The 12,365-nt window shown below is 43.6% G+C and carries 13 protein-coding genes; 5 read left to right on the top strand and 8 right to left on the bottom strand.

Going from position 1 to position 12,365, the window contains the following annotated elements:
- Positions 1 to 7: 7 nt before the first annotated feature.
- On the bottom strand, positions 8 to 1,687 hold the full coding sequence (locus tag ACXAFV_RS05985) for a serine hydrolase domain-containing protein (protein ID WP_475125136.1): 1,680 nt from the start codon (positions 1,685 to 1,687) through the stop codon (positions 8 to 10).
- A gap of 486 nt (positions 1,688 to 2,173) precedes the next feature.
- Between ACXAFV_RS05985 and ACXAFV_RS05980 the strand changes: the two genes are divergently transcribed.
- Positions 2,174 to 3,571, top strand: coding sequence for a cryptochrome/photolyase family protein (locus ACXAFV_RS05980; RefSeq protein ID WP_475125133.1), 1,398 nt, complete (start codon positions 2,174 to 2,176; stop codon positions 3,569 to 3,571).
- A gap of 35 nt (positions 3,572 to 3,606) precedes the next feature.
- Here the strand turns inward: ACXAFV_RS05980 and ACXAFV_RS05975 are convergent, their stop codons facing one another.
- Positions 3,607 to 3,774 (bottom strand): hypothetical protein, encoded by a 168-nt coding sequence (locus ACXAFV_RS05975; protein WP_475125131.1) that lies wholly within the window; start codon positions 3,772 to 3,774, stop codon positions 3,607 to 3,609.
- A gap of 35 nt (positions 3,775 to 3,809) precedes the next feature.
- Positions 3,810 to 4,244, bottom strand: a complete 435-nt coding sequence (locus ACXAFV_RS05970; protein WP_475125130.1) for a hypothetical protein — start codon at positions 4,242 to 4,244, stop codon at positions 3,810 to 3,812.
- Positions 4,245 to 4,415: 171 nt separating this feature from the next.
- On the opposite strand from ACXAFV_RS05970, the gene ACXAFV_RS05965 reads away from it, so the two are divergent.
- Together ACXAFV_RS05965 and ACXAFV_RS05960 are read left to right on the top strand one after the other, a co-directional pair.
- Complete coding sequence (locus ACXAFV_RS05965; RefSeq protein ID WP_475125128.1) at positions 4,416 to 4,970, top strand: sigma-70 family RNA polymerase sigma factor; 555 nt, start codon at positions 4,416 to 4,418, stop codon at positions 4,968 to 4,970.
- The gene (locus tag ACXAFV_RS05960; protein WP_475125127.1) at positions 4,963 to 5,616 is read left to right on the top strand and encodes a hypothetical protein; all 654 of its coding nucleotides are present in this window, start codon (positions 4,963 to 4,965) and stop codon (positions 5,614 to 5,616) included. The genes ACXAFV_RS05965 and ACXAFV_RS05960 overlap by 8 nt, the downstream gene beginning before the upstream one ends.
- Positions 5,617 to 5,660: 44 nt before the next feature.
- On the opposite strand, the gene ACXAFV_RS05955 is transcribed toward ACXAFV_RS05960, so the two are convergent.
- Both ACXAFV_RS05955 and ACXAFV_RS05950 read right to left on the bottom strand, forming a co-directional pair.
- Complete coding sequence (locus ACXAFV_RS05955) at positions 5,661 to 5,945, bottom strand: hypothetical protein (RefSeq protein ID WP_475125126.1); 285 nt, start codon at positions 5,943 to 5,945, stop codon at positions 5,661 to 5,663.
- A 155-nt stretch (positions 5,946 to 6,100) separates the two neighbouring features.
- Complete coding sequence (locus ACXAFV_RS05950; RefSeq protein WP_475125125.1) at positions 6,101 to 6,379, bottom strand: hypothetical protein; 279 nt, start codon at positions 6,377 to 6,379, stop codon at positions 6,101 to 6,103.
- 373 nt (positions 6,380 to 6,752) lie between these two features.
- Here ACXAFV_RS05950 and ACXAFV_RS05945 point away from each other — a divergent pair, with 373 nt between their 5' ends.
- Both ACXAFV_RS05945 and ACXAFV_RS05940 read left to right on the top strand, forming a co-directional pair.
- Positions 6,753 to 7,304 carry a GNAT family N-acetyltransferase gene (locus ACXAFV_RS05945; protein WP_475125124.1) on the top strand — a complete coding sequence of 184 codons (552 nt, stop codon included), beginning with the start codon at positions 6,753 to 6,755 and terminating at the stop codon, positions 7,302 to 7,304.
- Positions 7,305 to 7,501: 197 nt separating this feature from the next.
- Positions 7,502 to 8,515, top strand: coding sequence for a potassium channel family protein (locus tag ACXAFV_RS05940; protein WP_475125123.1), 1,014 nt, complete (start codon positions 7,502 to 7,504; stop codon positions 8,513 to 8,515).
- A 61-nt stretch (positions 8,516 to 8,576) separates the two neighbouring features.
- Here ACXAFV_RS05940 and ACXAFV_RS05935 read toward each other — a convergent pair whose 3' ends face one another.
- The 3 genes from ACXAFV_RS05935 to ACXAFV_RS05925 form a co-directional block, all read right to left on the bottom strand.
- The gene (locus ACXAFV_RS05935) at positions 8,577 to 8,984 is read right to left on the bottom strand and encodes a YugN-like family protein (protein ID WP_475125122.1); all 408 of its coding nucleotides are present in this window, start codon (positions 8,982 to 8,984) and stop codon (positions 8,577 to 8,579) included.
- Between the two features lie 263 nt (positions 8,985 to 9,247).
- A complete protein-coding gene (locus ACXAFV_RS05930) occupies positions 9,248 to 10,597 on the bottom strand; it encodes a glucose-6-phosphate isomerase (RefSeq protein WP_475125121.1) in 1,350 nt (449 codons plus the stop codon).
- A gap of 467 nt (positions 10,598 to 11,064) precedes the next feature.
- Positions 11,065 to 12,228, bottom strand: a complete 1,164-nt coding sequence (locus ACXAFV_RS05925) for an iron-containing alcohol dehydrogenase (RefSeq protein WP_475125119.1) — start codon at positions 12,226 to 12,228, stop codon at positions 11,065 to 11,067.
- Between the last annotated feature and the right edge of the window lie 137 nt (positions 12,229 to 12,365).

The raw sequence follows: 12,365 nt of genomic DNA, 5'->3' as shown, positions 1-12,365 counted from the left end.
CTTTTATTTAATAGCTTCGTTTCTCCCAGCCTGTGAATACGGGTTGAAGCTTTTCACCATTTGAAAGGTTCAGTTGAATATCTTTTACGTACCAGCCGCGGTAATTCGCATACGAATCTGTTTCGTAGTTAAAACGAATGAATTTTGTGTCTGCCGGTATCAAGACTTCTTTTTCCGACCAGTCTTCACTGTTTCCTGTAAAAGAAGTTCCGGCAGCCGTCCATATTTCTCCATCAGTCGATGTTTCTACATGACCGAAGTCCGAATCATTCTCAATCCGGTACCAGGTATCAAAAGATAAAGAAGCATTCTCCTCAATATTCACTTCTGCCGTCAAACTGCGGTTCAATTGATCACCATATCCTGAAAACCAAGCTTCCTCTTTCTTAGGCATTTCTACCGGGATCGAATCTGCAACGAAACGCGCAAATGGACGTCTGACCGTATTGGTCGATACCGTGCTTCTTGATGGATGGACACGGTTGGTCAGCAGGATGGCAATCGTATCATTATCCTGGTTCACGACGATTGATGTCCCGGTATAACCTGTGTGACCAAGAGAGTTCTCATCTGATAACCCATCCATGAACCACCCCTGGTTCAGCTCCCAGCCAAGTCCGTGGTCATCGCTGGGAAATTCCGGAATCTGATTTTCAGAAAGCAGTTTGATCGTTTCAGGCTTCAGGATCTGCTTATTTCCATAGCGTCCCTCTTTTACAAACATGTGAGCAAATTTAGCCAGATCTTCTGCAGTGGAGAAAACACCTGCATGCCCTGCAACACCGTCCTGTGACCAGGCATTCTCATCATGCACTTCCCCCCATACTAGCCCTCTTCCGACCGCAGGCTGATATTCTGTTGCAGCGATTCTTTCTTTCAGTTCAGCTGGAGGGTTATACATTGTATCTTCCATTCCGATGGGCTCTGTGATATTTTCTTTCACAAATTCATCAAGGCGCTGCCCGGATAATCGTTCAATTATGGCACCCAATGTAATCATGTTTAAATCACTGTATGTATAGGCGGTGCCGGGTTCGTTCGCAAGCGGATGATTAAAGACAATCTGCATCCTGTCTTCTCTATCATTCCCTTTACTATAAAGTGGAATCCATGCCGTGAATCCGGATGTATGAGTCATCAACTGTCTGATCGTGACATCTTCCTTCCCATTCTCAGCAAACTCAGGGATATACTCCGCAACAGGATCATCCAGCCCGAATGCTCCATCCTCATAAAGGATCATCGCTGCTGTCGTGGTAAAGATTTTACTGATGGATGCGAGGTCGAAAATCGTATCCTTCTCCATCGCGATCGGCGAGTCTGCTTCAGTGAAATCACCATCCGTATACCGGTAAGCATCTCCGTAAGCATCATGTTTTACGATATGTCCGCTTCTCGCGACAAGCGCGACAGCCCCCGGCATGACACCTTCAGCAATCTTCTCTTCCATCAAAGGGTCGATCTGATCCAACGTCGATTGCATCATACCTGCTCCCCGTGCTGAACCGGGGTGAAGGACAGGTGATGATGGTGCAGGATTCCCCCATGAGAATGCAGGATGTGCCCGAACTTGTTCCGCTTCCGATACTGACCTGTCATTTTCCCCACCTTGAGCAAGTACTGCGGGACTAAATAACGAAGTACACATCAAAGCGGTTAAAGCCATTGAAACTGATTTCTTTTTCATCCATCTTTCCCTCCTTTTAGTTATTAATGTAAGGGTTTCCAATTACTCTACTATTCTAGTTTATGGAATTAAAAGTATAGATGTCTATACCACTTAAGTCCTGTTAACGAGCAGAATGTCGGAATTAGGTATGACATATGAACTGTTTTGAAAATTTCGATTATTTATATTGAAAAATCAGGCATATGTGCGCATGGGTGAATGCTCTTCAACTAAAGTTTCCATATAATGGTTTTTGATAATATAATTGTTTTTTTGATAATAAAAAGTTTGTTTTTGATAAAATATTTGGATTTTTGATAATATGATGCCGGTTTTTGATAATATATCCGGCGTTTTGTCTCCAAAACTCCAAGAATCCCTTGAAAAACCTCTGGCAGCTGTTATATTCGATTAAAATTCTAAAAACCCATCCATTTTTGAACCCGAACCAATAACTTTTATATAATCTTCATAAGAATTAAATCAAGAAAGCGAGGCGGTTGTATGGGTAAACCGATCATCGTCCTGATCAGGCAGGATCTCCGTCTGCATGACCATCCCGCTCTTTATCATGCATCCAAGGCAGGGCAGGTCATTCCGCTCTACGTTCATGATAGAAGCCTGTCAGGATTAGGTGAGGCAAAGAAATGGTGGCTCCACCGGAACCTGGAGTATTTTCAGGAATCTCTGGAAGCGATCGGCGGTTACCTGCTGTTTGATAGAGGGGAACTGAAAGATGTGCTCCCAAAGTGGATTGAAAGGACAGGGGCAAGTGCTGTCTATTGGAATCGGGTATATGAACCTGTGACATTTGAAAAGGATAAGAAGCTTGCCGATAAGCTGTCTTCGCAAGGTCTTGAGGTTAAAACGTTTGAAGGGACCCTGCTCCTTCCACCTTGGAAGATTACGAAAAGTGATGGGTCTCCTTATAAAGTATACACATCATACTATAAGGCTCTTAGAAAAGAAGATATTCCTAAGCCTGTTCCAAAGGTAAAATCATTGTCTGTACCTTATACTGATGAAAAGGGACTTTTGCTTAAGGACTTACATCTATTTCCGAAAATCACCTGGTATAAGATCATGGAGAACATCTGGGATCCAGGCGAGGAAGCGGCGATTAAACGATTGAAGCGGTTCAGCAAAGAAGTCCAGGATTATGATGAGGGAAGGGATTATCCAGCGGCAGGCCTCCATTCCACTCTTTCCCCCTACTTAGCAGTCGGCGCTGTTTCTGTTAGGAGAGTGTTTCTTCACTTCACTGAACGTATGGAAAAACAAACCGAGCCGTTCATCAAACAGCTGATATGGAGAGACTTCTCCTACTCCGTGCTCATGCACTTCCCGCAATCGGAAGAAGAGCCTCTCCATGAGAAGTTCAAAGCATTCGAGTGGGAAGACAATGATTCACATTGGCAAAGCTGGGCCAAAGGAAAAACCGGTTATCCAATCGTCGACGCCGGCATGAGGGAATTATGGGCGACCGGATTCATGCACAACCGTGTCCGGATGATCACCGCCTCCTTTTTAACCAAGCAGCTGTTGATCCCATGGCAAAAAGGTGCGGGGTGGTTCCTTGATACGTTGATCGATGCCGATACTGCAAACAATTCGATGGGCTGGCAATGGGTTGCCGGAAGCGGCTTTGACTCGTCGCCCTACTTCCGCATATTCAACCCTACCCTCCAAAGCGAGAAATTTGATGGAGACGGGAAGTATATCCGGATGTGGGTACCTGAACTGAATGACATGCCTGACAAGTATATCCATTCTCCTTCGACTGCCCCTGATGAGGTTTTGGAGAAAGCCGGAGTGAAGCTTGGCAAGGATTATCCTTATCCGATCGTCGATCATAAAGCGGCAAGAAAAAGAGCGCTCGATCGGTTCGAGGAGATAAAATAAAAGGAGTACCGCTCAATCATGGAGCGGTACTCCTTTTATTTGGGAAGAACCTTTTTGAATAAGAGTGCCGTACTAAATGTCATAAAGATCAAAATAAAGACGCTGGCAATCGAGGTAAGCCCCATGCTTTCTTCAAAACCGTCTAATATCCCAGAATAAATTCCTGCCATGATGGCTGTTAGAATGATGCTGCTGGTACGCAAAGAGATCTCCCCCCTTTCATGTTTCTGATTTACGATCATAATAAAGCCACAGCAAACGCCACAGCCCAGCTTCCTCCAAGGAAGATCAGGCTTGAAATGAAATACAGACTCACTTCAGGGGTACCGGACGCTTCATATTGATATTTATAAGAGTTGTTTGTTACAAACTTAGCGAAGGTGCTGTCCATATTCCTATGGGCTTTATTCGTGATATTCGTGACCCAGCCCAGCCCAAAAAAGCATAGGCTTGATATAAAAAAGGTATTAATCATCCCCAACCCGCTAAGGACACTCATGATGGATGAGCTGCCAGCCATTATGAACAGAAGAATCATGATGATCGTTAGTTTCAAATATTTAGGGTTTACCCTTTTCTCAAGGATCTTACATACAAAGTCAATTAAAAAAACAAATGGCGTCAAAATTATCAACAGGAAAATCGGAAAAACCAAATACATATAAAAGTTCATGGAAAGATCCCCTCTCCCCTAAGCAAGACTGCTCCATTCAATTATACTCCACAAAATTGGAAAAAGTCTCCATAAAAAGATCCCCCTAGGTTTTTTCCACAAATTTCAAAACTTTTCCTCAAATGTATACGTCAAATTGGTAGAATGGAGAGGACGAAAGCGGGTGATTTTTTGCAAAAAAATCAAAAAGTAGCCTTTCCTGACTCATCAAGGGACCTCATTCTGGAAAAAGCGATGAGTGAGTATGGCAACGATATTTATTACATAGTGTATTCGTACGTGAAGGATCACAGCCTGGCTGAAGATTTGACCCAGGAAGTGTTTGTGAAGGTCTACAAGAAGATGGACACCTTTCGCGAAGAATCCTCTTTAAAGACATGGATCGTCCGAATGGCGATCAATCACTGCAAGGACTATCTAAGGCGGTGGGATACGAGGATGATCTCGTTCACACATACCATCAATGACATGGTGAAGGGAAAATTCGGCACACCTGAGCAAAACCTTATTCAAGAAGAAACCAACAGTGAACTCATACAGAATTTATTATCATTGCCAGTGAAATATCGTGAAATCATCTTTTTATTTTATTTTGAAGAAATGAAGCTGGCCGAGATTGCACAGTGCATGGATTTGAACATCAACACAGTCAAGACACGTTTAGCAAAAGGAAGAAAATTGCTGGGTGCCGCCTACCAAAACAGTGAGGTGTATAACAATGGATGAATTGAGCCGTCTCCGTGCAAGGATGAAAAAAGAAACGTTCAAGGATCACGGGTTCACTGAAAAAATGAGAAGGAATATTTTAGATGAGATACATTCTGGCAGAAGCAAATCTTTCCATAACAGAAAGCCTGTGCTTGCCCCGGTAATGTCAGCAGTATTCATGATGGCCTGCCTTAGCTTGTTTGTTTATTTCGGCGGGAGCCAGCTTGGGTTATTCCAAGACGGTAAGAATGCGAGTCAAGCTGATTTTTATCAACTGGACCTTCATGTGGATGAAGATGCTGCAAAATGGAGTGAAAAGATCGAATTGCCGACGATCATTCCTTTTGAAGTTGTGGATCGAACCTACAAACATACTCCTCAAGATGAATTTGATATCTTTTCTATCAAATTAATAGGCCCGGAAAAGCAAAGATTGACGATCACCCTGGATATCGGTATTGAATCAGGTACCCCAGCAATGTACGAACCTGTGAAAATCGGTGATGTAACAGGCAGCTACCGTGAAAATAGGGAATGGAAAACGAGTAACCTTTCCTGGTATAAAGATGGCACCTTTTACTCAATAGGCTACAATCCACGCACATCTGATGTCGTTCTGAGGAAAGAAGATATGGTCAGGATTGCGGAGTCCTTTCAGAACTGAACTTAAAAATGATTATGTCGCTGGACATAATCATTTTTTTTTATCTAATGAGAACCATAGGTTGTTTTAACATAGTTATTGTTTTTATCATAATAAACTTTTTTCCAGTATTGCTCACTCGTATCAGAGTAGTTGTAAATAACATAAGAGGTCGTTCTGTTGAGCCCCTCATACTTCCATGATAGACTTCCGTATCCTCCCGGAGGCCCTTCGATGCTCCTGTTGAAATCCCCTGCTGCCGAAGCTTGGATTCCAATGACTGTCATCGCTGAAAAAATAAGCCCCAACGCAAGTAGTGCTTTCATTCCTTTTCTCCATGCGCTTTTCACCCTTCCATCCCCCTACTATTCCATTTATTACAAATTACAATACTCTCTTAGCATAATTCCATTTATTGTATTTTTCAATAGAGTAATAGATAAAAAGGATGTAATAAATGGTCGTTTGGGGGAGCATGGTAGATCATCGGCAGTCTATTATGATTCTACCTTCTTTCTCCTGCAATGGTTTCAGCCCTCATTTCTTCGTTCTCAACGTATAAATGAACAACAAGGATTTGCTCTTTTATTTCCTTGTTCGAATCCAGAAGTGTCTCAAATGAGGTTTTAATGATTCTTCCTTCAATAAAGCAGGATTCTTCCCGTTCATCCTTAAACGTTAAAAGGGTCCCTGCCTCTTTCATCTTCAATAAAGGCGTAATATCTTCAAACTTCTGCTTGTGAAAAATGTCCGACTGTCCCTCTATACAAAAGTGAACGTTCACAGCACAACTCTCCTTGTCTTAAAGTTTATCGTTTTACGCTTTTAGTACCCGCCACAGCTGGAACCAAAACATGCTCCCTCCCACCAAAAGATTAAAATAAAAAACCTCCAGCAAAACAGTCTCTTAAAAGGGAAAATTTCACACTTTACTTTTCGAAATTTTCCTTATTTTCTAATATACTCGTGATATACTCTTTTTAAAGGAGAGCTATTTTCCAAAAGATTGCTGCTTTTCGTACATAGTCTAGCTGTCCGATTGCAACTTGTAGACGTGCTCTTTTCGCACTCAAGCTATGTTAGAGACAGACTTACCATCGAAAATACCATGTGTAAAGCGGCAAAGTATGCGAAAAGAGCCTAAAGGAGAGATGAAGATGACAACGACAACTTATCCGATCTTTGAAACGGAGCGTCTGATCTTAAGGCAGATCACCAAAGAGGACGTCAATTTTTTATTTGAACACTATACTTCGAGGGAAGTCCTGCAATATTTCGGCATGAGCCCCATCTCTTCTAAAGAAGTGGCCGAGAAAATGGTGGAGAACTTCGAAAAACAGCTCGACGTCGGAGGCCCGATGCGCTGGGCGATCGTGGATAAAAGCACGGATCAGATGATGGGAACATGCGGTTTCCACGGAATCGCAAAGCCCTATAAACGATGCGAAATTGGATACGACCTTCATCCGGATTACTGGGGGAACGGCATCATGGGGGAAGCGTTAAAACCGCTTATTACGTATCTTTTTATCGAAAGAGAAATGAACCGCATAGGGGCGGTTATCGTACCGAATAACCAGGCTTCATCCAGAGTCGTGGAAAAGCTGGGTTTCCGCCGCGAAGGGCTGCTGCGGGAATATATTCTGCAGGAAGACATCATGTATGATGCCTATATGTATAGTATGTTAAAGAAAGAATGGCTGGATTAGTTATGAGATAACCCTGTTTGGGCAATAATGGTCAGTGCGGATTAACAAATGCGCAAGCACCTGGTCATGCCCTGCACACATACGGCGAGCTTGCATAAAAGGCGTTCTTTTGCCTTTAAGCAAGCTCGCCTTTTATTAACGAGCCAGGATGCCGGCGCGGGACGACCTCGTCCATTATGAAGAAGGAGGCTGGTTGAATGGTTCAGCAGCTGTTTCATCAATTCTTGCGCTGGCCTTTATTATTGCGGATTTTCCTAATAGCCATAAGTTTGATGACGTTATTTGGCATCCTTATACACTTTATCGAACCTGACACGTTTCCGTCCTATTTTGATGGGATATGGTGGGCCATCATTACGATGTCGACAGTGGGGTATGGTGACCTGGTTCCCGCTTCAAATGAAGGCAGGGTTTTTGGAATCCTCCTTATCCTGGTCGGTGCGGGATTCCTGTCTACATACTTTATTACATTAGCGACCAATACAGTGATGTCGCAAAACGCCTATATGGAAGGAAAAGCGGAATTCAAAGGAAAAGGACATGTGGTGATCATAGGCTGGAATGAACGTGCAAGGGAAATTATCGGTCAGTTGAACTCGCTTCATTTCCGCGGACAAATCATATTGATTGACGAAACGCTTGAAAAGAATCCATACAGGAATCACCATATCCATTTTATCAAGGGGACTCCGTTTAAGGATAAGGTCCTGAAAAAAGCAAGTATGCAGGAAGCTTCCGTCGCCATCATCACCGCGGATCAGAATCGCAATGAAGTGGAAGCAGATATGCATACGGTCCTGACGCTGCTCGCGGTGAAAGGGAATCATCCCGATGTGTATACCGTGGTGGAAATCCTTCAGAAGGACCAGGTCATAAATGCTGAGCGTGCGGGGGCGGATGAAGTGGTTCAAACCAATATGCAAACCAGCTATGTCATGATCAACAGCGTCATTTCACAGGGAATGTCAAAAACAATCCTGAAGCTGTTGAATCATCTTAAAGGGAATCACCTGCAGCTTGTACCGATTACAGAGGATTGTGTGAATGAAACCTTTCAAAGTTTAAGCCAGAGGCTTCTGCAACGAAATATCATTCTGCTCGGAATTAAAAAGGGAGATGAAACATCAGTGAATCCCTCTTTGACGACAATTGTTGAAGCTTCTGATGAATTGCTTGTCATCACTAATGAAACAACTTCTCAAAAAAAATGAAGCTGACTCCTCTCTTACCATTGGGTCAGCTTCTTAAAATTGGTTCACCATTCTTGAAATCTTAATTTGTCATGATGACATCTTCCAGCTCTTTTACCAATTCCCGGCCGATGTCCACATATTTGTCTGGAATACTTGAGTCAGGATCCTCGGGCTCGGAAAATTGATTGACTGTCCCTGAGAAGTCACCTGCAGAGGCAAAGTCATCAAGACCTCTTTGGTACTTATGTCCAAGCAGGAACGGCTTTCCGAATTCAACTGTCGCCCCTCTGGAATCAAGCTGACCGTCAACCGCCCTGAACGGGACACGCAGGAATTGATAGCCGACCTCGTCGTCTATTTTATAATCAAAGTATCCATGGTCGTAATCCCAGTTGCCGCCGATTGTATATCCGAGCGGCTTCAGCAGCTGTTCGAGCTTGTACAATTGATAATGTTTACCTTCAATAGTGGATGAAAGCTCAATCACTCACATCAATCCCCTTTCTTTAGGAGTAGTTTTTCCTAAAGCGGGGGAAAGATGTATAAGAAAAGCGGAGGAGGCTTGCTCAGCCCCGACAGGCATAAGATGAATGGGCCGGGAAGGCGTTTTTTGCCTTCTTGGACCATTTAGCTTATGACCTCGAGGGGCTAGCCGCCGGAGCTGGACAATTCTCGAAGGGAAATTTACAACTTCTATTTATTTAAAAGAGCACGGGGATTTGGATCCGCGTGCTCTTTTTCTATGAAAATTTATTTCAATCGCTTTTCAAGTTCAGCTTTCTTTTCTTCAAATCCAGGCTTGCCAAGAAGAGCAAACATGTTCACTTTGTATGCCTCAACTCCAGGCTGGTCGAATGGATTGACACCAAGAAGGTATCCGCTCATCGCACATGCTTTCTCGAAGAAGTATACCAGATAGCCAAATGTATATGCATCCATCGCCGGGATTTCAACAATCAGGTTAGGCACACCGCCATCTGTATGTGCAAGAAGCGTACCTTCGAATGCTTTGTTGTTCACAAAATCAACCGTTTCACCAGCAAGGTAGTTCAATCCATCCAGGTCACTCTCTGCTTTTTCAATCTTCAGCTCGTGACGAGGCTCCTGTACTTTGATAACCGTTTCAAAAAGGTCACGGCGCCCTTCCTGAACATATTGTCCAAGAGAATGAAGATCTGTCGAGAAGTTAGCGGATGAAGGGAAGATCCCTTTCTGATCTTTTCCTTCACTTTCGCCGAACAGCTGCTTCCACCATTCAGAGAAATATTGCAGACCAGGCTCATAGTTGATCAGCATTTCAATTGTCTTGCCTTTATTGTAAAGGACATTTCGGACTGCAGCATACTGATATGCCGCGTTCTCAGTCAGTTCAGACTTGCTGAAGTCTTCGCGCGCCTCGGCAGCACCCTTCATCATCTGTTCGATTTCAACACCGCTCACCGCGATCGGAAGAAGACCAACCGCTGTAAGAACAGAATAACGGCCGCCAACATCATCAGGTACAACAAACGTTTCGTAGCCTTCGTCATTAGCAAGTGTTTTCAAGGCACCCTTTGCTTTATCGGTTGTTGCATAGATACGCTTGCGTGCTTCTTCGAGACCATACTTCTCTTCCAGCATCTTACGGAAGATACGGAAAGCGATCGCCGGCTCAGTAGTCGTTCCAGACTTCGAAATCACGTTGATAGAGAAGTCTTTTCCTTCAAGCAGATCAATCAAGTCTTTCATATAAGTCGAGCTGATGTTCTGACCAAGGAAAAGAACCTGAGGAGTAGAACGCTTCTCTTTCGGAAGAGCATTGTAGAAGCTGTGGTTCAGCATTTCAATTGCAGCACGGGCTCCAAGGTATGATCCGCCGATCCCGATGACAAGCAGGACATCAGAATCATTCTTGATTTTTTCAGATGATTTCTGGATGCGGGAGAATTCTTCTTTATCATAATCCACCGGAAGATCGACCCATCCCAAGAAGTCACTTCCTGCACCTGTTTGTTCGTGTAAAGAATGATGCGCAACTTTCACTGCATCACTTAAGTATGTAAGTTCATGTTCTCCAAAAAACGATAACGCTTTTGAATAATCAAAACGAATGTGTGTCATAACCATCCTCCGATTAAATTATTTTCTTCTATCTCACTTTATCGAATGCTGAGACGATAATCAAGAATGCTCCCTTTTTGAAAGCGCAGTCATGATGGAATTTTTCTTAAAACATTCTTTCTAGTTGATTTTGCCCTGATTTAAGTGATTCAAAACAAAGATTCGACGTTGAATACCGCTGTTGATTTCCGTGGAAGACTTCGCTTTCCGCGGGTAGCCCGTGAGCCTCCTCAGTCGTACCTCCCTGCGGGGTCTCACATTAGCTACTTTTCCCGCAGGAGTCTTCGTCTTCCACTCCAATCAAAAGCTGGAATCACCCTGAAATTAATAATGGACGATTTCATAAATTAAACACAAGGTTAGGTTTTTCTTATAAATTGAGAGCAACTTTCGTTTCATGTCAGATTTTTCACTAATATCATCCTACAAAAAAGAGCAGCCATAAACGCTGCTCTCTTTGATGGATATTATAAAGAAGCTCTCAATATTGAAAGAACGTCTTCTTTGTTGAGTTTGTTGAAGTTGCCGAATTCCCCGTTGGCCATGGCTTTGTCGGCCATGACGTCCAGCTTGCTGTCATCGATATCATAATCTGCAAGGGTTGATGGTGCACCGATGGAGCTCCAGAACTCACGAAGTTTCCTGATTCCTTCAAGCGCCGTTTCTTCTTCTGTCTTTCCAGTGGGATCGACATCAAATACACGCTCGGCCATTTGTGCAAAACGAGACGGGTTCACTTTCAGGTTATGTTTCATCCAGTTCGGGAAGAGGATTGCAAGACCGCCTGCATGAGGGATATCATACACCGCTGAAACCGCATGCTCGATATTATGGCTTGCCCAGTCGCCGCGGTAGCCCATTTGAAGCATACCGTTCAGCGCAATCGTTCCTGAATACAGAATCGTTTCACGAAGCTCGTAATTTTCTAGATCATTGATCAATTTCGGAGCCGTTTCAATGACTGTTCTTAATGTGCTTTCACACATGCGGTCCTGTAACGGAGTATTGGTTGCATCATTGAAATACTGCTCGAATACGTGAGACATCATGTCCACCATACCGTAGACAGTGTGGTTCTTAGGCACTGTGAATGTATTCACCGGATCAAGGATCGAGAACTGCGGGAATGTAACCGGGCTGCCCCAGCCATACTTCTCCTGTGTTTCCCAATTCGTGATGACTGATCCTGCATTCATTTCAGAACCTGTCGCAGCAAGTGTCAGCACCGTCCCGAATGGAAGGGCTTCGTGTGCCACAGCTTTCTTCGTGACCAGATCCCATGCATCGCCATCATATTTTGCTCCGGCTGCAATTGCTTTTGTACAGTCGATGACACTGCCTCCGCCGACTGCAAGGAGGAAATCGATGTCGTTTTCCTTACAGATCTTCACCCCTTCTCTAACAGAAGAAAGACGGGGATTCGGATCCACACCCGGAAGCTCATGCAGTTCAGCATCAATACTATTTAAAATGGATACCACTTCATCATAGAGTCCGTTACGTTTAATGCTTCCTCCACCATATACGAGAAGCACTTTCTTTCCATATTGAGGTACCAATTCTTTCAATTGTTCCACTTGACCCTTACCAAAGATCAGCTTGGTCGGGTTATAGTAAGTAAAAGTATTCATCCTATGTTACCTCCTTTTATAATGACAGACTTGACAATCCATGCTGCCTGTTCACTCACCTTTCTATTATCGAATATATCTTTCCCAAATTGCAAAGAACTTGCACACAGAAATACTTTCAAGTGTGGAATAAGTGT

Source organism: Rossellomorea sp. ABR4_012 (assembly GCF_056159545.1).
This window is presented reverse-complemented; position numbering and strand designations above follow the sequence as displayed.